The sequence below is a fragment of the Streptomyces sp. NPDC041135 genome (genome assembly GCF_055592085.1).
The window spans coordinates 100,667-120,073 of sequence record NZ_JBVIYZ010000001.1 but is presented as its reverse complement, the minus strand read 5'-3'; the positions used below and the strand labels follow the sequence as shown (position 1 = coordinate 120,073).

Here is a 19,407-nt window from a genome sequence, read left to right as displayed (position 1 = left end):
CGTCTCAGACGCGAGTGAGGACCAGGGCGGCGTTGTGCCCGCCGAAGCCCAGCGAGGTGCTCACCGCACAGTCCAGACGCACAGATTTCGCGGCCTGCGCCACCACCTCGACCGGTACGCGCGGGTCCTGCTCGGCCAGGTTCACCGTTGGCGGGACCAACTGCTCCTCGAGGGCGAGGACGGTGAAGGCAGCCTCGATACCGCCCGCGGCGCCCAGCGTGTGCCCGGTCATGGCCTTCGTCGACGTCACCAGCGGGTGATCCCCCAGCACACGGTGCAGCACGGCCGACTCCACCAGATCGTTCATCACCGTCGCCGTGCCGTGCGCGTTGACATGCTGGACCTCGCCACCCCCCACACCGGCATCGGCCAGCGCGGCACGCAGCGCCAGCTCGACACCGGCCTCACCCGGCGCGACAGGAGACGCGATGTCACCGGAGGAGGCCGCCCCGTACCCGCGCACGACCGCCCGCGACACCACCCCGCGAGCGCGGGCGTGCTCCGCCCGCTCCAGCACCAGCACCCCAGCCCCCTCCCCCACCACGAAACCGTCCCGGTCCACATCGAACGGACGGCACGCCCCGGCGGGGTCCGCCGAACGGGTCGACAGCGCCTTCGTGTTGCATCCGCCGGCGAAGAACGCCCGCGCGGACATCGACTCCGCACCACCCGTGACAGCGATGTCACACGCCCCGGCACGCAGCAGATGCAACGCGATACCGATCGCGTCCGTCCCGGAGGAACACGCCGTCGCCACCGCCAGACTGGGTCCCATCACACCCAGATCCCGAGCGACACTGCCGGCCGCCCCGTTGACGACCGTCAACGGCGCCAGCCTGGGCGACACCCTGCGCGGACCGCGCTCCATCAGCACCCTGTGCTGCTCGTCGTAGAAATCCAGACCCCCATGGGCGGAACCGATGACCACCGCCACACGAGTGCTGTCCCACACCCCCGGCCCCAGCCCGGCATCCGCCACCGCCTCCCTCGCCGCGACCACAGCCAACTGCGCGAAGCGGTCCATCAACCGGTACGCCGCCACACCCAGCACCGCATCGACATCCAGCCCACCGACCGTGTACATGAAGTCACACGGCAGATCCAGCAGCGACGGCGGCCGCCGCACCCCCACAGGAGCAGTGGCCGTCGTCACCCGGTTCCACGACTCCTTCACCCCCACACCCGCAGCCGTCACCAGACCCAGACCCGTGACCACCACCCCAGCACTCACGCCGCGACCGACTTCTCACGCACCAGATCCAGCAGACTCCCGACCGTGTCCTTCGACGTCAGACTCACATCAGCCAGATCAATGCCACACGCGTCCTCGATCATCCGCAAAAGCTCCTCCGCGGCCAGAGAGTCGATGGCCAACTCATGCAGAGGAACATCCACACACACATCGGGGCGAACCCCGAAGGACTCACGCAAAAGAACCCTGACACGATCGGTCGCTTCCACGTCCACACCAACCCTTGCTCACGACGGACAACCAAACAACGCAGAACCGACCCCGAAGACACGGCCCACTCCCACACAAGACACGCAAACCACCCCACACCAGACATTCATCGCCGGCCGCTTCGGCCCCGCCGGACGGCCCGTACTGCTGCCCCTGGGCGATCCATGGGCAAGGCGGACATCGTCGTCGCGGACAAGGCCGCCCTTCTCCGCCGAAGGTGGCTTCTGCGGGTGGACATCCGGTGGGACACCGGCGCGGCGCGTGCGGCAGTATGGCCGCGATGCGCAGAGGACTCCTACACGTACTGGCCTGGTCGCTCGCCACGGGCGCGGCGGCCACGCTGTCGTGGTGGGGCGTGCACACGGTGATGACGGGGACGGCGTACGAACCGCCGCGCGCCCTGCCCGTCACGGTGGCCGACTCGACCGCGCGGGGCGTGAAGCCGCCGGTGCCGGCCTCGCCGCGGCCGACCCCGCCGGTGACCGCGTCGAGCGGCCCGCCCGCGCCTCGGACACCGTCCGCCACCGCCACCGCCCCCGCGCACAGCCCCTCCCCGTCCCCCTCGCCCAGCGCCTCCGGCCGGGTCAGGGCCTACGACACCGAGGGCGGCCGGGCGGTGTTCGACCTCGGCGCGAGCGACGCGACGCTGGTGTCGGCGACGCCGGGCACCGGCTGGTCGATGCAGGTGTGGAAGACGGAGTCCTGGATCAGGATCGAGTTCGGCAAGGGCGCCGACCGGGTGTCGGTCTTCTGCACCTGGCACGACGGCCCTCCGCGGGTGGAGGTCGGCACCTACTAGGCCCGTCCGGGAGGCGCCGGACCCGCCGGTCCGGGTGGGTCAGTGGAACACCGACGGTGGCGGGGCGGGCGAGGCCACCGCCGCCTCGTCGGTGACGGGTACGGCGCCGCCGGTGAAGTCGGTGAGCGCCCGGCCGTGTTCGACGCGGCCGGGGTGGGGGTCGGAGGCGGCGCGGCGGGTCAGCTCGGTGAGCGGCAACGGCCGGTCGGCGGCGACCAGGACGGCGTTGCCGAACCGCTTGCCGCGCAGCACGGCCGAGTCGGCGATCAGCGCGAGTTCCCCGAAGCGGGCGGCGGCGGTGGCGATCTGGCCGCGCAGATGGGCGAGTGGGGGCCCGTCGGCGAGGTTGGCGGCGTGCACCCCGGTGGGCTTCAGCACGCGGCGGACCTCGTCCAGGAACTCGGTCGAGGTGAGGTGGGCGGGTGTCCGGGCGCCGCTGAAGACGTCGGCTATGACCAGGTCGGCCCAGCCGTCGGGGACCTTGGCCAGTCCTTCGCGCGCGTCGGCGGACCGCACGCGTATCCGGGCGCCGGGGTCCAGCGGGAGTTCCCGGCGGACCAGCCGCACCAGGGCGGCGTCGCGCTCGATGACCTGCTGGGTGGAGCGGGGGCGGGTGGCGGCGACGTACCGGGCGAGGGTGAGGGCACCGCCGCCGAGGTGAACGGCGTGCACCGGCTTGCCGGGCGGGGCGACGAGGTCGATGACGTGCCCGAGGCGGCGCTGGTACTCGAAGGACAGGTAGGCCGGGTCGTCGAGGTCGACGTGCGACTGGGGCGCCCCGTCCAGGAGCAGGGTCCAGGCCCGGGCGCGGTCCGGGTCGGGGACGAGGGAGGCGGTGGCGCCGTCGACGCTCTCCACGACGGAGTCGGCGGCGGCCCGGCGCCGCGTGTTCCTGGACTTGCCCATTGCGCCATCTTCGCAGGCGGCGCACGGGCACGCCCCCGCGGTCCCGCCGCCGGGCCGCGGGCTCAGCGGCAGCTGTCCGCGGCCTCGATGGTCCGGGCCGCCTCGTCCAGCGCGCGGCGCAGCACCGCCGGGTCCGTCGCCAGGTCGGCCTCGCCGGGCGGCACCAGCCAGTCGGAGCCCTCCGCCGGCGGCTCGGGGCACAGCCGCAGGCCCCGCCCGTCGGTGCCCGTGCAGGTGCTGCCCGGCACGTCCCAGCCGGCGGCGGTGCCCGCGGGCACGACGAAGCCCAGGGTGTCGCAGCCGTCGTCGTGCAGGACGGCGCCGACCGTGTCCCCGGCACCGCGCCGCAGGATGTCGACCGCCTCCAGCCCTTGGCGGGCCGGTACGGTCACGAGATCGCATCCCGCGTCACCGGTCGCCGCCGACGGCGTCCGAGGATCGTTGATCTGGCTGGTCTCCATGCCGGCCTCCACCGCGCTGCCCCATTGCAGTCCATGGAGTCCAACGCGCGGCGGCGTCAACGGCTACGGCACAAGTCAGCCGCAAAGGATGGCAGTTCATGGCAGATCGGGGATGAGATATCCGGTTTGTAGCCAAACACTGCGTGGCGGGTCCGCTACAGCGGGTACGTTCATGCCCGCCGGAACCAGGGCGTGACTCGGACAACTCACCCCGATCCCACCCCGGTCCGGCATGGTTCGACGGTTCGCACGAGAGGACCCGGCCATGGCGTCGTCAACCGTGACCTCGTCACAGCCCGATCGGCCGCCCCGGCCCAACCTCGCCTTCCGGCAGCTGCGCGGCCACCGATCACCGGCGGAGTTCGCCGCGCTGGTACGGCGGGCCGCCCGCGAGATCGGTGAGCGGGTGAGCTGTGACGCGCGCTACATCGGTCGTGTCGAAGCGGGTGAGATCCGCTGCCCCAACTACGCGTACGAACGGGTGTTCCTGCACATGTTCCCCGGCCGCAGGCTCGCCGACCTCGGCTTCGCACCCCGCTCGTCCGTCCGCGGACGCGCCGCACGCCCGCCCGCCGGGTGCGCCGCCGGTGAGACGCGCGGGGCCTTCGAGCCGTATGACCCCGATGAACCGTGCGATCCCCACCACGAGCACGGGAAACACGAGAACCACGAGGAGAGCGACGTGCTGCGTCGCGCATTCATGACCGGCGGGGGCGCCACCGTGGCCGCCGCCACGCTGGGCCCCCTGGGGCTCGCCATCGACGCCGCGGCCGCCGGACGGCCGCCCCGGCGCGCCGGGACACCGGAGGCCGCCGCCCTGGAGGAGGCAGTCCGCAGGATCCGGCTGCTCGACGACCGCCACGGCGCGGACGGCCTCTACCGGCGCGCGGCCGCGCCCCTGCGCGCCGCCTACGCGCTGCTGGACGCCGGGACCACCCGGCAGGCGACCGCCGAGCGGCTGCACTCGGGCGCCGGGGAACTCGCCATCTCGGTGGGCTGGCTGGCCCACGACTCCGGCCGCTTCGACGACGCCCGCTCCCACTACGCGGAGGCGCTCGCCACCTCCCGCACCACCGGGGACCCCGCGCTGGAGGCGCACGCCTTCTGCAACACGGCGTTCCTCGCGCGGGACGCCGGGCGCCCCCGGGAGGCGGTGCGCGCGGCGCAGGCCGCGCAGCGCGTCGCCCGCCCGCTGGGCTCCGCCCGGCTGATGTCCCTGCTGGCGCTGCGCGAGGCGGGCGGCTGGGCCGGGCTCGCCGACCGCGCGGGCTGCGAACAGGCGCTGGCCCGCGCCCAGGTCCTCTACGGGCGGGGCCGCTCGGACGCCGACCCGGAGTGGATGAGCTTCTACGGGGAGGCCGAACTGGAGGGCCTGGAGGCGCAGTGCTGGTCGACGCTGGGCGACTGGCCGCGCGCGGCCCGGCACGCCCGGCGGGCGGCGCGGCTCCAGGACCCGCACTTCACCCGCAACATCGCCCTGTACACGGCCGAGCTGGCCGACGACCTCGCGCGCGGGGGGCGCCCCGACGAGGCGGCCGCGGCCGGGCTGCGCGTCCTCCAGCTGCTGGACCAGGTGCAGTCCTCCCGCATCCGGACGATGCTGGCGGCCACCGCCCGCGTCCTGCTGCCGCACCGGCGCGCCTCGGAGGTGTCGGACTTCCTGGAGCGGCACGCCTGTCTGCCCCGCACCGCGTGAGCGCGCCGGTCAGCCGGCCAGGTGCCCGGTGTCGTTCCAGCTCTCGATCGCCGGTTCGCCGTAGGCCCAGCCCAGGACGGACAGCGACGTGGGGTTGAGCCGGATGCGGGCGGCGAAGTCCAGGGGCAGGCCCAGCCAGCGGGCGCCGATGGAGCGCAGCATGTGGCCGTGGGCGAAGACCAGGACGTCACGGTCGGCCCCGCGGGCCCAGGCGACCACCTCGTCGGCGCGGGCGGTGACCTCGGCGAGCGTCTCCCCGCCCGGGACGCCGTCGCGCCAGATCAGCCAGCCGGGCCGGACGTCCTGGATCTCGGCCGGGGTCATGCCCTCGTAGGCGCCGTAGTCCCACTCCATGAGGGTGTCCCAGGTGGTGGCCCGCTCACCGAACCCGGCGAGTTCGCAGGTCTCCCGCGCGCGTGCCAGCGGACTGGTGCGCACCTCGGCGTCCGGCAGGCCGTCCAGCGGCGGCCGGTGCAGCCGCTCGCCGAGCAGCTTGGCCCCGCGGCGGCCCTCCTCCAGCAGCGGGACGTCGGTCCTGCCGGTGTGCTTGCCGGACAGCGACCACTGCGTCTGTCCGTGCCGGGCCAGCAGGATGCGCGGTGCCATGGAGAGGCCTTTCGGGAAGCGGCGGCGGGTCCCTTCCATCATCGCGCACCCCGGTCAGGGGCAACCCGGGGGGCGATCCCGGCGTCTTCGAGAGCTGAGCGGCCCCGCCGAGGGGCGCCGGAGGCACACCGTAAAGTGTCACGGTCGGCCCGCCGGGTGCCGCACGGGAGAAGGGGGAGGGCGATCGGATTGCCGCAGACCGAGACACCGGGCACCGAGGTGGCCCCGCGGACCCGGCTGCGCTGGTGGACCGAGCTGCCGCTCATCCTGCTGGTGTACGCCTGCTACTCGGCCGGCCGGCTGCTGGCCCGAGGAAACGTCTCCGCGGCCGTCGACCACGGCCTGGTGATCCTGCGCGTCGAGAAGACGCTGCGGCTCAACGCCGAGCACCCGCTCAACCGGCTGTTCACCCACCACGCGTGGCTCGGCGTACCGGCCGACTTCTGGTACGCGTCGCTGCACTACCTGGTCACGCCCGCCGTGCTGGTCTGGCTGTTCAGGTCCCGCGCCGCGCACTACCGGGCGGCCCGCACCTGGCTGATGACGTCCACGTTCATCGGCCTGATCGGCTTCATCCTGCTGCCCACCTGCCCGCCCCGCCTGCTGGCACCGGGCCACGGCTTCGTCGACACCATGGCCCAGTACAGCTCCTACGGCTGGTGGGGCGGCGAGGCCAGCGCCCCCCGGGGCATGGGCGGCATGACCAACCAGTACGCGGCGATGCCGAGCCTGCACGTCGGCTGGGCACTGTGGTGCGGGGTGATGCTGTGGCGCCACGGCGGCACCCGCGCGGCCAGGGCGCTCGGCGTCGCCTACCCGCTGCTGACCGCGGTCGTGGTCATGGGCACCGCCAACCACTACCTCCTGGACGCGGTCGCGGGCGCGGCCGTGATGGGCGCCGGCCTGCTGCTCGCCCCGTACGTGATGCGCGCCGCGGACGCGGCGGTGGCTCTGGTGCGCCCGCGCGGCCGGGTCGCCGGGGCACGCGCCGCCGGCACGGGTTCCGCGATTGTCAGTGGCGGATGCCAGACTTCCGCGGGTGAGCGAATTCCACGGCAGCGCGAGTCGCAGCGAGGTGCCCCGGCCGGACCGGACACCTCTTCCGTCGACGCCGGCGAAGGGGCTCCGACAGCGGCTGGCTGAGCTGCGCGGCCCCGACGTGCCCGCCAAGGCGCTGGACGCGCGCGCCCTGGCGGCGCTCGCCGCGAACCCGGGCTGCCGCCGCCGGGCGATCCTGGACGGCGCCGGGGTGGACAAGGCGGCGCTGGCGAGCGCGCTGGGCGCGCCGTCCGCGTTCGGGCAGTCGCAGTTCGCCCTGACCCGGGGCAACGCCTTCGAGGCGAAGGTGAAGGCCGACGGCGGCGCGGAGCTGCTGCGGCTGGTGCACGCCCGCCTCGACCCGGGCGCCGAGCCGCCCGCCGCGGCCGCCGTGCCCGACCTGTCGGCGATCGGCCCCGAGGGACGCACGGCGCGTACGGCGCTGGCGCTGCGGGAGGCGGTGGGCGCGGGCGGCTGGACGCTGCTGGACCACCCGATGCTGGCGCTGGAGGTGGCGGGCTCGCCGGCGTTCCTGGAACCGGACGCGGTGGTGGTGCACCCGGACGGCAGCTGGTCGGTGGTGGAGATCAAGTCCTTCCCGATGCTCGACGGTTCGGCCGACCCCGCGAAGGTGGGCGCGGCCGCCCGGCAGGCCGCGGTGTACGTGCTGGCCCTGGAGGAGGTCGCGGCCCGCCTCGAGAGCGCCCCACGCGTGCGCCACCGGGTCCTGCTGGTGTGCCCGAAGGACTTCTCCAACCTGCCCACGGCCTCCGCCGTCGACGTACGCAGGCAGCGCGCGGTCACCGCCCGCCAGCTGGCCCGGCTCACCCGCGTCGAGGACATCGCCGAGAGCCTTCCCGAGGGCGTCTGCTTCGCGCCCGGCCTGCCCCCCGAGGAGCTGACGAGCGCGGTCGAGACCGTCCCGGCGGCGTACGCGCCCGAGTGCCTGTCCGCCTGCGAACTGGCCTTCCACTGCCGGGAACGCTCGCGCGCGGCCGGCGCGGTGACCGCCCTCGGCCGCCCGGTACGCGCCGAACTCGGCGCTCTGGCCACGGTCGGGGAGGTGCTCGCGGCGGCCCGCGGCGAGCACGGCGACCCGGACGACCCGGCGGTGGCCGCGCTGCGCCGGGCGGCGGCCCTGCGGGCGGAGGCGCTGGCCACGGCCGGTCTGCCCGGCCCCCGGGCGTCGGCGGCGGACCGGGAGGCGGCGGCGTGTCACTGATCGCCACCCTGGCCCGGCTGGAGGCCGTCAGCAGCGGCCGGGCGCAGCCCGCCGCGACGGTCCGCCACCGGCACCTGTCGGACCGGCCGCTGGTGTTCGTGCCGCTCACCACCGCCGGTGAGGCGGGCGCCCCGCTCGGCGCGCTGGTCGGCACCGACCGGGACGCGCCGCGCCTGCTGGTCGTGCCGCAGCCGCGCGACCGCGAGCTGCGCTTCGCCTTCCTCGCCGAACTCGCCGACGTGGTCCTGCCCTACGTCGACGACTGTGCCGCGGCCGTGGAGGCCGCCGAGCGCACGGAGACCGACCCGGAGACCGGCAAGCGGGTCAAGGTCGAGGTGGAACTGTGCGCGGACGCCCCGCAGTTGATTGTGCCGAGCCGGGCCGGCCTGGACCTCGTGCGGCTGCTGGGGCGGTCCATGCGGTTCCGGCGCACCGCCGAGCAGGAGCCGGAGGCGCCCCATCCCGCGCCGCCCCGGGTGCCGCTGCTCGGCCGGTGGCTGACGCACTTCGGGGAGCGGGCCCGGGTGCCCGGCTCCTCGCTGCTGCTGGCCCTCACGGACGTGCTGTCCCGGCACTGGGCGACCGGCCAGTCCAGCGTGGAGGACCAGCACCTGGGCGCGCTGCTCGCCTGGATCGACCCGCCCGCGGGCGTCACCGGCGCGGACGCCGCCCGGCGGGCCGAACTCGCGCGGGACGCCGACGGGCAGCTGCTGAGCCCGCCCGCCGGTCCGGCCACCGACCCGGCGTTCGACAACAAGCTGCTGGCCCCCGCCATCGAGCGCTACGACCGGGCGCGTACGGCCCTCGCCGCCGCCGAGGACGGCCTCCAGGCCGACGACCGGCTCACCGCGCTCACCGCCGCCGAGCGGGAGATCCGCGACCTCGTCCACAGCCGCATCCGGCCGGTCTGGGACGACGTGTGGCGCGGCCTGGATCTGCTGCGGGCGCTGCCCGAGGGCGCGCACGTGGAGGAGCGGTGGACCCGCGACCGCTGGTCGTTCACCGGGCACCGCGACCGCGTGCTCGCCGGTGAACCCCCGCAGCCGCGCCGCGACGACGCCGTCACGGCCGCGAACAAGCTCGCCACCCGGGAGCGGGAGCAGGCCCGGCTGGAGGCGCAGGAGGCACTCGACGACCCGCTGGTCATGGCGGGGCGGCGGCTGGCCGGGGAGGCGTTCGCGGGGGAGGTCGTCGACGTCGTGATGGCGTACAGCGAGGGCAAGCGGCCCAGCCCGCGCCCCCTGGTGACCGTCCGCACGGACGACCGGCCGCACCTGGGCGAGCGGACGAAGGTGTACCGCTCCCTGGGCGGCAGGCCGCAGTCGGCGGAGTTCGTCGGCCACGCCGCCGACGGACGCGACGGCGAACCCGCGCGCGAGGCACCGCAGGACGGGGAGGGCCCGCAGGACGCCGGGCCGGGCTCGCCGGACGCCGGGCTGGTCGTGCTGCGGGTGCTGGACAAGATGGGCCGCGGCAAGGAGCCCGAGGCGGGGTCGGTGCCGGAGAAGGGCGACCGGCTCTGCTTCACGCTGTTCGAGCACGAGCAGCGCGGCGGGGCGAAGCTGCCCGACCCGGAGGAGACGCCCTGGACGCACGGCGGGCCGCCGGGCGAGCGCGTGCCCGAGGCGCCCGACGCCGCCACCGAGGAGGACGTGCTGTGACGGAAGCGGACCTCGATCCCGGCGCCGCGGCCGCCCGGGCCACCGACGCGATCCTGCGCGACACCCTGCACGGCACCGACCGGGGCGTGGTCGTCGACTCCCCGCCCGGAGCCGGCAAGTCCACGCTCGTGGTGCGCGCGGCCCTCGAACTCGCCGAGGCGGGCCGCCCGCTGATGGTCGTGGCGCAGACCAACGCCCAGGTCGACGACCTGGTGCTGCGGCTCGCCGAGAAGAACCGCGAGCTGGGCGTGGGCCGCCTGCACAGCAGCGACACGGACCCCTACGACAAGGCGCTGGACGACCTGCCGAACGTGCGGACGTCGGCGAAGGCGGCCGACCTGGCCGGGCTGCCGGTCGTGCTGTCCACCGCCGCGAAGTGGGCGCACGTGAAGGCGGACGAGCCGTGGCGGCACGCGATCGTCGACGAGGCGTACCAGATGCGCTCCGACGCCCTGCTGGCCGTGGCCGGGCTGTTCGAGCGGGCGCTGTTCGTCGGCGACCCGGGCCAGCTGGACCCGTTCGCGATCGTGGGCAGCGAGCAGTGGGCGGGCCTGTCCTACGACCCCGCCGCCTCGGCCGTCAGCACCCTGCTGGCCCACAACCCCGAGCTGCCCCAGCACCGCCTCCCGGTGTCCTGGCGCCTGCCCGCCTCCGCCGCGCCCCTGGTCTCGGACGCCTTCTACCCGTACACCCCGTTCCGCAGCGGCACCGGCCACGGCGACCGCCGGCTGGCCTTCGCCGTCCCCTCCGACGGTTCGGGCCCGGACCGGGTGATCGACGAGGCCGCGGCCGCCGGCTGGGGCCTGCTGGAGCTGCCCGCCCGGCACACGCCGCGCACGGACCCGGAGGCGGTGCGGGCGGTGGCCGCGGTGGTGCGGCGCCTGCTGGACCGCGGTGGCGCGGCCACCTCCGAGCGTTCGCCCGACCCGGCTCCCCTCACCCCCGGCCGCATCGCCGTCGGCACGGCGCACCGGGACCAGGCGGCGGCGGTCCGGGCCGCGCTGGCCGGGCTGGGCGTGGTGGACGTCACCGTCGACACCGCCAACCGCCTCCAGGGCCGGGAGTACGACGTCACGGTCGTCCTGCACCCGCTCTCCGGCCGCCCCGACGCCACCGCCTTCCACCTGGAGACCGGCCGCCTGTGCGTGCTGGCGTCCCGCCACCGGCACGCGTGCATCGTGGTCTGCCGGGCGGGAGTGGGCGACCTCCTGGACGACTACCCCTCCACGGAACCGGTCCAGCTCGGCACCCTGGTGAAGTTCCCGGACGGCTGGGAGGCCAACCACGCGGTCCTGGCCCGCCTGGCCGAACACCGCGTCGCCTGGCGGCCGTGAGCACATCGCGGCACCGGCCGCCCGGAAACCCGCCCCCTCCGCCGGACGGAGTCCGGCACGCCGCCGCAGGCGGCAGACAGACACAGCCCGGACGGCTGGGAGGCCAACCACGCGGTCCTGGCCCGCCTGGCCGAACACCGCGTGCCCTGGCGGCCGTGACCGACCCGGGCGTACGCGTCGGGCGGGCCGGAGGCCGCGGGTGCCGGGGTGTGCGGTGGGCCGAGGCCCCCTTGCATCGGCGCGCGACAATGGACGGTGGCCCGCCCCTGGCGGCGGCGCCGAGTGAACCGTATGAGTCCCATGAGGAGGACGAGACATGGCGGAGCCCACGCCGCGTCGGCACGAACCGCGGCTACGCCCCGCGCCCCTGCTCTTCGAGCCCGCGGCGGCGGTCGCCGATCCCGAGCACTTCTTCGACCTGGAGTCGATCGACGACCCCCGGGCACTGCTCGCCCGGGCGACCGAGCTGACCGAGGCGTTCCGCGCGGCGACCGACCGGGCGATGGAGTTCCAGGCCATCGCGGCGGCCCAGCTCGCCGACCCGCGCCGCTTCGACCGGCTGACGACGGCGGACATCGCCGCACGGGCGGAGTGGACCGAGGACTACGCGAAGAAGATGGTCGAGTTCGGCCGCGACCTGATGAAGGGCGCCGGCACCGAGGGCCGCGGCCCGGCCGAGCCGGTGTAGCGGGCGGCCCACCGTGACACGCACGGTGGCATATGCCAGCCGGGCAAGATACTCCCTGCCGCCCCGGCCTGTCCCCGGTTTGCGCAACTCAGCGCAGTCATATGCTCACGGCCGGTACACCTGGTGACATGAGCACCGACGTCACCGCCGACGGAGCCGCCTGGCTCGCCTCCACCGGACCGTATCCGCGCAGCACCCTCGCGCTCTGGCAGGAAGGACCGGACGCGCCCCTGGTCCTGCCCTGCGGCACCGCCTTCGACGTGGTGAACGCCCCCGCGATCTTCGGCCGCCGGATGCTGGACCGGCTGCGCGACGAGGGCCCGGGCTCCGGGCCGGTCGCGGTGTTCCGCGGCCGCATGCTCCTGTTCACCGCTCCCGGCACCGCCCACCGGCTGCCCTCCCTGCTGGCCTGGGAGGAGTGGGGCACCCCCGGCGGCCGTACGGAGGCGGTCCCTCCGCTGCTGTGCCACGGCACCGGCGACGCGGTCACCGTCCCCGCCCTGCGCGCCCCCGACGAGGCCTCCCCCGCCCACGGCTCCCGCTGGATCGTCACCCCCGACACCCGGCATCCGTGGCTCCCCGGCCCCGAGATCGTCCTGTGGGCGGCCGTCCGGGCGGCCCGGGCCGGCGTGCGGATTTCGATTTTTCCTCCCGCCGACCAGGATGCTAAGGTCTACGACGTCAGCAGGCGCCGCTAGCTCAGTTGGTTAGAGCAGCTGACTCTTAATCAGCGGGTCCGGGGTTCGAGTCCCTGGCGGCGCACGATGGCGAATGGCGAGACATGTCCGCGGAAAGCGCGGCGGGTCTCGCCATCGTCGTTTCCGCGCGGCTTCGCGGCGCGTTGTGGGGGCTTCGCCACCCACACCTCCGTGAGATGGGCTGCCGGCGACCGGCGCGCGCAGGATCGGGGCCGTTCCGGTGCCGGGGTCAGCCGGTGGGTTCCGGGGTGATCTTCACCGTCCAGGCGCCGGAGGCCGTGCGGTCCTCCACCTCCACCTTCACGCCCTCGCCGGGCACCGTGAAACTCTCGCCGAGGGCGATCGGGGCGTCGGCGAGGGGCGGGTAGACCGAGTTCTCCCAGCAGGCCTCGGTGTGCGGGTGGGCGTCCACCACCTCGATCGGACCGCCCCCGGACTCCGCCCCGCTGCGCACCCGGTACACCAGCACGCCCTGCCGGCAGGCCGCCCGGTCGTTCCCGGCAGACCCGCGCGCCTCGACGGCCAGCACGCTGTCGGGGCCGGTGCGCACCACCGCCAGCTTCGTGCCGTGCCCCAGCCCGAAGGCCGGCGCCCCGGCGGCGCCCCGCACCGGGATGCCGGGGCCGGCGGCGAGCGGCTCCAGGGTGAGGCGGGTCGGCCCGCCCCGCACGCACACCACCTGGCGCGGATCCAGCCACCCCAGCTTCCACTTGTGCCAGCCGAACAGATCCGGGGAAAGACCGAACTGGCTGCCCATCAGGTCCCAGTCGCCCACGTACGTGTCCCAGTCGCCCTTGCCGTCGTCGGGGCGGTGGTAGAGGTCCGGGAGGTCGAAGACATGCCCCGTCTCATGGGCGAGAACCAGCCGGTCCGGCGGATGCTTCTCGAAGACCGTGACGACCCGCCGTACGTCCGCGCCGTCGAGGTGCACCGGAGTGTCCAGGTTGACCACCTTCGTCGCGTCGGAGTCCACCCCGGGCGCGTCCGGATCGGCGACGAAGTACACGACGTCGTAGCGGGAGAAGTCGACCTGCCCGTCGGCCACGGCGAACGCGTCGCGCAGGTAGGCGGCCCGCCGCTCGGCGCTCCAGTCCCGCCTTATGGCGTACGACGTCGACGGCCGGGGCATCCGCAGCCAGCGCCGCACCGGGTGCGGGCGCAGGGTGAACCTGCCGTAGGAGGCCTGCTCGAAGAAGCGGCTGGTGGCGGGGAAGTGGTCGGCGGCCAGCTCGGCCGGTGTGCTGTGCGGGACGGCGTCCGGGAAGGACAGGAACACCATCACGGCGTCCAGCGGCCGGCCGGGGCGGGTGTAGGCGGCGTTCCAGGTGTCCACGCCCTCGGAGTGGTGGGCCTCGGTCCGGTGCAGGGCGCAGGGGGCCGGCGAGAAGGGCTCGGCGACGGACGGGCCGGTGAGGATCGTGGTCGCGGCGAGCGCCGACATCGTGGTGAACACGGCGGCGGTGCTGCGCAGCTGGGGACGCGGCACGAAGGACCTCCGGGTGCGGTTGACGGGACACCGCACTCAGATTGTGGGATTTTGTCGACCATTGCCCTGTTTGTCTGCACCAGGCGAGTGAGGAGGCCCCGGCGCACTCTCGGGCCCGGCCCGCGCCCGACACCCCGAAACACTCACGGAACGTCACAACCGGTCGCGGGGCTGAAGAACCCGTCCAGGTGCGGGCAGAAACGATCTGTCAGAACCACCGGTCGGTCCGGGACACTGGACGACGGCTGGAAGGCCTCGGGGCCAGCCTCTATGATCGGCACACTTTCCGGCACGGACAGGGATCGAGTGCAGTGCGGGAGCGAGCGGTGAGCGGAACGTCCGAAGGGCCGACGCCCGCGGCAGACCTCGACCGGTCAGCCGTCACAGACAGTGACCAGACATACCATCATGTCTTCGCGGCCTCTCCGCTCGCCATGGCCGTCGTCGACCGCGAGGGCCTGGTGGCCGGCGCCAACGACGCCTTCGCCGCGCTGCTGGGCACCGCGCCGGACGCGCTGACGGGGCGGCCCGCCGCCGACCTGGTGGACCTGGCCTCCGACGCCCGTACCTGGCACAGCTACCGCGAGGTGCTGCGCGGCCGGCAGGCGCGGCTGCGCTGCACCCGCCGGCTGAAGCTGGCCGACCGCAACCCGGTGTGGGTGCAGGTCACGGTCGCGCCACTGGCCGCGGGCCGGCCCGGTGTGCTGCTGTCGGTGGCGGACATCAGCGCCCGTCGCGAACTCCAGGCGCAGCTGCGGCACTTGCAGATGCACGACCCGGTGACCCGGCTGCCCAACCGGACGCTGTTCTTCGAACGGCTGACGGCCGCGCTGGAGGCGGAGTCGTACGAACAGGGCGGCACCGGGCGGGTCGGCCTGTGCTACCTGGACCTGGACGGCTTCAAGGCGGTCAACGACACCCTCGGCCACCGCGTCGGCGACCGGTTGCTGGCCGCCGTCGCCGAACGGCTGACCCGGGTCGCCGAGGAGGCCGGGTACGCCCGCGCGGCCGCACCCCTGGTGGCCCGGCTGGGCGGTGACGAGTTCGCGCTGCTCGTGGAGGACTCCACCGGCACCGACCAGCTCGCCGACCTCGCCGAGTCCGCGCTCAAGGCCCTCCAGGATCCCTTCGACCTGGCCGGGCAGCGGCTGTCGCTGTCGGCCTCGATCGGCGTGGTCGAGCGGCACGCGGCCGGCACGACGGCCACCGGCCTGATGCAGGCCGCCGACACGACGCTGTACTGGGCGAAGGCCGACGGCAAGGCCCGCTGGACGCTGTTCGACCCGGAGCGCAACGCGCACCGGATGACCCGTCAGGCGCTGTCCTCCACGCTCCGGCCGGCCATCGAGCGCGGCGAGTTCGTGCTGGAGTACCAGCCGCTGGTCGGGATGGAGGACGGCCGGCTGAGCGGGGTGGAGGCGCTGGTGCGCTGGCACCATCCGCAGTTCGGCACGCTGACGCCGAATCGGTTCATCGGACTGGCCGAGGAGGACGGCTCGATCGTGCAGCTCGGCCGCTGGGCGCTGGCCACCGCCTGCCGGCAGGCCCGGCGCTGGCAGCTGGACCGCCCCGGCGAACCGCCGATCTTCGTCAGCGTGAACGTGGCCGTCCGCCAGGTGTGGGACTCCGACCTGGTGGCCGACGTGGCCGAGACCCTCGCGGAGACCGGGCTCGCCCCGCACCTGCTCCAGCTGGAGCTGACCGAGTCGGCCGTGATGGGCTCGGCGGGCCGCCCGCTGCAGGCCCTCCAGGCGCTCAGCGACATGGGCGTGCGCATCGCCATCGACGACTTCGGCACCGGCTACTCGAACCTGGCCTACCTGAGCCGGCTGCCGGTGTCGGTCCTGAAACTGGACGGCTCCTTCGTCCGGGGCTTCCAGTACGAGGAGTCCGCCCAGGGCGCGGGCCAGGCGCCCAACCCGGCCGACGAGGTCATCGTCGAGGCGATGATCCAGCTCGCCCACCGGCTCGGGCTGACCGTCACCGCCGAGTGCGTGGAGACCTCGGCGCAGGCCGCCCGGCTGCGGCGGATCGGCTGCGACACCGGCCAGGGCTGGCTGTACTCGCGGCCGGTGCCGCCGGAGCGCATCTCCGAGCTGCTGGGGGCGCGGGTCTACGCGGTGGGCAACCCGTAGGCGTCGGCGATCAGTTCGTACGAGCGCAGCCGCAGCTCGCCGCGGTGGGCGTGCGAGGTGAGCATCAGCTCGTCGGCGCCGGTGCGCTTGTGCAGGTCGTCCAGCCCGGCGCGGACCGCGTCCGCCGTGCCGTGCACGATGTTGCCGGCCCAGGAGGCGACGAAGTCCTCCTCCATGGGGCTGAACTCGTACGCCGCCGCCTCCTCGGGGTCGGGGAAGAGGCCCGGGCGGCCGGTGCGCAGCCGGATCATGTTCAGCGCGGTGGCCCGCACCTGCCGGCGTGCCTCGGCCTCGTCGTCCGTGGCCAGCGCCGAGACGCCGATGAGGGCGTACGGCCGGTCGAGCACGGCCGAGGGCCGGAAGGTCTCCCGGTAGAGGTCGAGGGCGGGCAGCGTGTTGTGCGCCGAGAAGTGGTGGGCGAAGGCGAACGGCAGTCCGAGCACCCCGGCCAGCCGGGCGCTGAAGCCGGAGGAGCCCAGCAGCCAGACCGGCGGCCGGTGCGGGGACTGGACGCCGCCCGGGCTGCTGCCCTGGACCGGGCCGGGGATGGCGTGGATGCGCCGGTAGGGGTGCCCGTCGGGGAAGTCGTCGTCCAGGAACCGGATCAGCTCGGCGAGCTGCTGCGGGAAGTCGTCGGCGCCCTCGTTGAGGGTGTCCGTGCGGCGCAGGGCCGCCGCGGTGGCGCCGTCCGTGCCGGGCGCCCGGCCCAGGCCCAGGTCGATCCGGCCGGGCGCCATCGCCTCCAGCGTGCCGAACTGCTCGGCGATGACCAGGGGCGCGTGGTTGGGCAGCATCACCCCGCCCGAGCCGAGCCGGATGCGGCCGGTGTGGGCGGCGAGGTGGGCGAGGATCACCGCGGGCGAGGAGGAGGCGACGCCGGGCATGGAGTGGTGCTCGGCGACCCAGTACCGGTGGAAGCCGCGGGCCTCCGCGAGCCGGGCCAGCTCCACGCTGGTGCGCAGCGCGTCGGTCGCGGTGCGGCCGGCGCCGACGGTCACCAGGTCGAGCACGGAGAGGGGGACGGGGGCGCTGCCCCGGGCCGCGCCTCGGATCTCGTCTGCCGCCACGTCTGCCGCCACGGGTGGTACCTCCTGCTTGTCGGCCCTGCGATGTCCTCCGGCGGCCAACGGGGGACGGCTCCCGTTTATTCCGCGGCCGTCACACCTGCACCACCGGCTGCCGGGTGAACAGCGAGCCCAGCTCCGGCGCGTTGACCCGGCGGTCGGCCAGCCGCAGCGCCTCCCACACGGAGACCTGGCTGGCGGTGAGCACCGGCTTCGACAGCGCCTTCTCCAGCAGCGGCAGGTGGGCGGCCGTGCGCAGCGCGGTGTCCGGCAGCAGCACCGCCTCCGCACCGGGCACGTCCGCCGCCCGCGCCAGCGTCAGCACCTCCTCCTCGCCCCACGCACCGGCCTCCGCGGCCGTACCGGCCCCGGACGAGCGGGCGCCGCCGACCTCCACGCCCGCGGCCCGCAGGAACGCGGTGAACAGCTCCGTCACGTCCTCGGGGCCGGCCGCGCCGACCGCCACCCGCCGTACGCCCAGCTCGCGCAGCGCGTGCACGAAACCGAAGGAGGTCGAGGAGGCCGGCAGACCGGCCTGCCGGGCGAGGCCCCGCACCTGCTCGTGGGCGCCCTCCCAGCCGTACACGAAGCTGCCCGGGGCGGACGCCCACACCACCGCCTCGGCGCCCGACAGCCGCAGGCCCTCCATGCCCCGCGCCAGCCGCTCGGGCGAGCCCAGCTCGCGCAGCGCGTCCAGCGCGTGCGCGTCCTCGCCCGCGTCCGTGTGGGCGACGTCCAGCCGGATGTCACTGCCCAGGAGCTGCTCGATGCGCGGATAGTCGTCCTCGGCGGCGTGGCCCGGGTAGAGGAATCCGAGTGCGGTCATGTCCAGCCTTCCTGCGTTCTCGCGGACCGTACGGGCCGCGCGCGCGGCCTCGTCCAGCGGCGCCTGTCGCGGCCCCACCGTCCGGGTACCCCGTCGGCGCGGCGCCGCGCACCTCCGCGCCCGGCCGGCCGCGCGGAGCGCCGCGCGGTGCGGTTGACGCAGGCAGGCGGGGGTGCGAGCGTGGTCGGCCCGCCCGCCGCGCGGTCCGCCGCCCCGCGCCGCGGGGCGCGGGGCGCGGCAGCCGCCGCAACCGCCAAGATCGGCCCGCCATGCCCGTCCCGACCGTCCTCGTCCTCGACGCCGATCCGCCGCCCCGGCTCGGCCGTCTCACCGGCCGGGTCCGCGTGCTGCGCACGGACGCGGCCGGTCTCGCCGGGCGGCTGCCCGCGGCCGACGTGCTGCTGGTGTGGGACTTCACCTCGCACGCGGTGCGCGCGGCCTGGCCGGGCGCGGGGCCGCGGCCGCGGTGGGTGCACACGGCGAGCGCGGGGGTGGACCACCTGATGTGTCCGGAACTCGCCGCCTCCGACACGGTGGTGACCAACGCGCGCGGCATCTTCGAACAGCCGATCGCGGAGTACGTCGCCGCGCTGGTCCTGGCCTTCGCCAAGGACCTGCCGCGGACGCTGGACCTCCAGCGGGAGCGGACCTGGCGGCACCGGGAGACCCGGCCGGTGGCGGGCACGCGCGCGTGCGTGGTCGGCTCGGGACCGGTGGGGCGGGCGATCGCGGCGACCCTGAAGGCGCTGGGCGTGACGACCGCGCTGGTGGGCCGGGTGCCGCGCACCGGCATCCACGGCCCCGACGACGTGGACCGGCTGGTGTCCCGGTCGGACTGGGTGATCGCGGCGGCCCCGCTGACGGACGAGACGTCCGGCATGTTCGACGCCCGCCGCTTCGGGATGATGCAGCCCTCGGCGTACTTCCTGAACGTCGGGCGGGGCGGGCTGGTCGTCGAGGACGCCCTCGCCGAGGCGCTCGCCAGGCGCTGGATCGCCGGGGCGGCGCTGGACGTGTTCGCCACCGAACCGCTGCCCGGGGACAGCCCGTTGTGGGGGCTGCCGGGGCTCCTGGTCTCCCCGCACATGAGCGGCGACACGGTCGGCCGGCAGGACGAGCTGAGCGCGCAGTTCGTGGCCATGTTCGAGCGGTGGGCGGCGGGCCGGCCGCTGGTCAACGTGGTCGACAAGCGGCGCGGCTACGTGCCCGGGCACTGACCCCCGGGGCGCGCCGCGCCGGTCTTCTGCTCGGATCATGACAGTGGCATATGCCAAATGCCTGGTGCCGCAGTTCGGAGAGGCACGATCTCGCCAACACCCCCTCCC

General features: G+C 74.9%; 18 protein-coding genes and 1 tRNA gene. 11 read left to right on the top strand and 8 right to left on the bottom strand.

Features of this window, described 5'->3' with window-relative positions; all coding sequences use genetic code 11:
* Positions 1 to 4: 4 nt before the first annotated feature.
* Both ACZ6CZ_RS00605 and ACZ6CZ_RS00600 read right to left on the bottom strand, forming a co-directional pair.
* Positions 5 to 1,231 carry a beta-ketoacyl-[acyl-carrier-protein] synthase family protein gene (locus ACZ6CZ_RS00605; RefSeq protein ID WP_469012458.1) on the bottom strand — a complete coding sequence of 409 codons (1,227 nt, stop codon included), beginning with the start codon at positions 1,229 to 1,231 and terminating at the stop codon, positions 5 to 7.
* Positions 1,228 to 1,461, bottom strand: a complete 234-nt coding sequence (locus ACZ6CZ_RS00600; protein ID WP_469012456.1) for an acyl carrier protein — start codon at positions 1,459 to 1,461, stop codon at positions 1,228 to 1,230. The genes ACZ6CZ_RS00605 and ACZ6CZ_RS00600 overlap by 4 nt, the downstream gene beginning before the upstream one ends.
* Before the next feature lie 281 nt (positions 1,462 to 1,742).
* On the opposite strand from ACZ6CZ_RS00600, the gene ACZ6CZ_RS00595 reads away from it, so the two are divergent.
* Positions 1,743 to 2,261: a hypothetical protein gene (locus tag ACZ6CZ_RS00595; protein ID WP_469012450.1), complete on the top strand. Its 519-nt coding sequence runs from the start codon at positions 1,743 to 1,745 to the stop codon at positions 2,259 to 2,261.
* A 39-nt stretch (positions 2,262 to 2,300) separates the two neighbouring features.
* Here the strand turns inward: ACZ6CZ_RS00595 and ACZ6CZ_RS00590 are convergent, their stop codons facing one another.
* Both ACZ6CZ_RS00590 and ACZ6CZ_RS00585 read right to left on the bottom strand, forming a co-directional pair.
* Positions 2,301 to 3,167 (bottom strand): spermidine synthase, encoded by an 867-nt coding sequence (locus ACZ6CZ_RS00590; protein ID WP_469012443.1) that lies wholly within the window; start codon positions 3,165 to 3,167, stop codon positions 2,301 to 2,303.
* Between the two features lie 62 nt (positions 3,168 to 3,229).
* Positions 3,230 to 3,628 carry a hypothetical protein gene (locus ACZ6CZ_RS00585; protein WP_469012438.1) on the bottom strand — a complete coding sequence of 133 codons (399 nt, stop codon included), beginning with the start codon at positions 3,626 to 3,628 and terminating at the stop codon, positions 3,230 to 3,232.
* Between the two features lie 265 nt (positions 3,629 to 3,893).
* Here ACZ6CZ_RS00585 and ACZ6CZ_RS00580 point away from each other — a divergent pair, with 265 nt between their 5' ends.
* Positions 3,894 to 5,324, top strand: coding sequence for a hypothetical protein (locus ACZ6CZ_RS00580; RefSeq protein ID WP_469012433.1), 1,431 nt, complete (start codon positions 3,894 to 3,896; stop codon positions 5,322 to 5,324).
* A gap of 9 nt (positions 5,325 to 5,333) precedes the next feature.
* On the opposite strand, the gene ACZ6CZ_RS00575 is transcribed toward ACZ6CZ_RS00580, so the two are convergent.
* A complete protein-coding gene (locus tag ACZ6CZ_RS00575) occupies positions 5,334 to 5,930 on the bottom strand; it encodes a histidine phosphatase family protein (protein WP_469012431.1) in 597 nt (198 codons plus the stop codon).
* A gap of 189 nt (positions 5,931 to 6,119) precedes the next feature.
* On the opposite strand from ACZ6CZ_RS00575, the gene ACZ6CZ_RS00570 reads away from it, so the two are divergent.
* From ACZ6CZ_RS00570 to ACZ6CZ_RS00540, 7 genes are all read left to right on the top strand, one after another.
* Positions 6,120 to 7,073 carry a phosphatase PAP2 family protein gene (locus ACZ6CZ_RS00570; protein ID WP_469012429.1) on the top strand — a complete coding sequence of 318 codons (954 nt, stop codon included), beginning with the start codon at positions 6,120 to 6,122 and terminating at the stop codon, positions 7,071 to 7,073.
* A complete protein-coding gene (locus ACZ6CZ_RS00565) occupies positions 7,006 to 8,190 on the top strand; it encodes a hypothetical protein (protein ID WP_469014342.1) in 1,185 nt (394 codons plus the stop codon). Before ACZ6CZ_RS00570 ends, ACZ6CZ_RS00565 begins: the two co-directional genes overlap by 68 nt.
* The gene (locus tag ACZ6CZ_RS00560; protein ID WP_469012428.1) at positions 8,181 to 9,851 is read left to right on the top strand and encodes a hypothetical protein; all 1,671 of its coding nucleotides are present in this window, start codon (positions 8,181 to 8,183) and stop codon (positions 9,849 to 9,851) included. Before ACZ6CZ_RS00565 ends, ACZ6CZ_RS00560 begins: the two co-directional genes overlap by 10 nt.
* Positions 9,848 to 11,185 (top strand): AAA family ATPase, encoded by a 1,338-nt coding sequence (locus ACZ6CZ_RS00555; protein ID WP_469012425.1) that lies wholly within the window; start codon positions 9,848 to 9,850, stop codon positions 11,183 to 11,185. Before ACZ6CZ_RS00560 ends, ACZ6CZ_RS00555 begins: the two co-directional genes overlap by 4 nt.
* A gap of 316 nt (positions 11,186 to 11,501) precedes the next feature.
* Positions 11,502 to 11,873: a hypothetical protein gene (locus tag ACZ6CZ_RS00550; RefSeq protein WP_469012423.1), complete on the top strand. Its 372-nt coding sequence runs from the start codon at positions 11,502 to 11,504 to the stop codon at positions 11,871 to 11,873.
* Between the two features lie 101 nt (positions 11,874 to 11,974).
* Positions 11,975 to 12,571: a hypothetical protein gene (locus ACZ6CZ_RS00545; RefSeq protein ID WP_469012421.1), complete on the top strand. Its 597-nt coding sequence runs from the start codon at positions 11,975 to 11,977 to the stop codon at positions 12,569 to 12,571.
* Positions 12,562 to 12,635 (top strand) — tRNA-Lys (locus tag ACZ6CZ_RS00540). The genes ACZ6CZ_RS00545 and ACZ6CZ_RS00540 overlap by 10 nt, the downstream gene beginning before the upstream one ends.
* A 165-nt stretch (positions 12,636 to 12,800) precedes the next feature.
* Here the strand turns inward: ACZ6CZ_RS00540 and ACZ6CZ_RS00535 are convergent.
* Positions 12,801 to 14,012, bottom strand: a complete 1,212-nt coding sequence (locus tag ACZ6CZ_RS00535) for a M6 family metalloprotease domain-containing protein (protein ID WP_469014340.1) — start codon at positions 14,010 to 14,012, stop codon at positions 12,801 to 12,803.
* A gap of 371 nt (positions 14,013 to 14,383) precedes the next feature.
* Between ACZ6CZ_RS00535 and ACZ6CZ_RS00530 the strand changes: the two genes are divergently transcribed.
* Positions 14,384 to 16,192 (top strand): putative bifunctional diguanylate cyclase/phosphodiesterase, encoded by a 1,809-nt coding sequence (locus ACZ6CZ_RS00530; RefSeq protein ID WP_469012418.1) that lies wholly within the window; start codon positions 14,384 to 14,386, stop codon positions 16,190 to 16,192.
* Here the strand turns inward: ACZ6CZ_RS00530 and ACZ6CZ_RS00525 are convergent.
* Entirely contained in the window at positions 16,171 to 17,271 is a 1,101-nt protein-coding gene (locus ACZ6CZ_RS00525) for an LLM class flavin-dependent oxidoreductase (protein ID WP_469012416.1), read from the bottom strand. The two genes, ACZ6CZ_RS00530 and ACZ6CZ_RS00525, sit on opposite strands and share 22 nt — an antisense overlap.
* A 79-nt stretch (positions 17,272 to 17,350) precedes the next feature.
* A complete protein-coding gene (locus tag ACZ6CZ_RS00520) occupies positions 17,351 to 18,082 on the bottom strand; it encodes a maleate cis-trans isomerase family protein (RefSeq protein WP_469012411.1) in 732 nt (243 codons plus the stop codon).
* 269 nt (positions 18,083 to 18,351) lie between these two features.
* Between ACZ6CZ_RS00520 and ACZ6CZ_RS00515 the strand changes: the two genes are divergently transcribed.
* Positions 18,352 to 19,299 (top strand): D-2-hydroxyacid dehydrogenase, encoded by a 948-nt coding sequence (locus ACZ6CZ_RS00515; RefSeq protein WP_469012408.1) that lies wholly within the window; start codon positions 18,352 to 18,354, stop codon positions 19,297 to 19,299.
* The last annotated feature ends 108 nt before the right edge of the window (positions 19,300 to 19,407 follow it).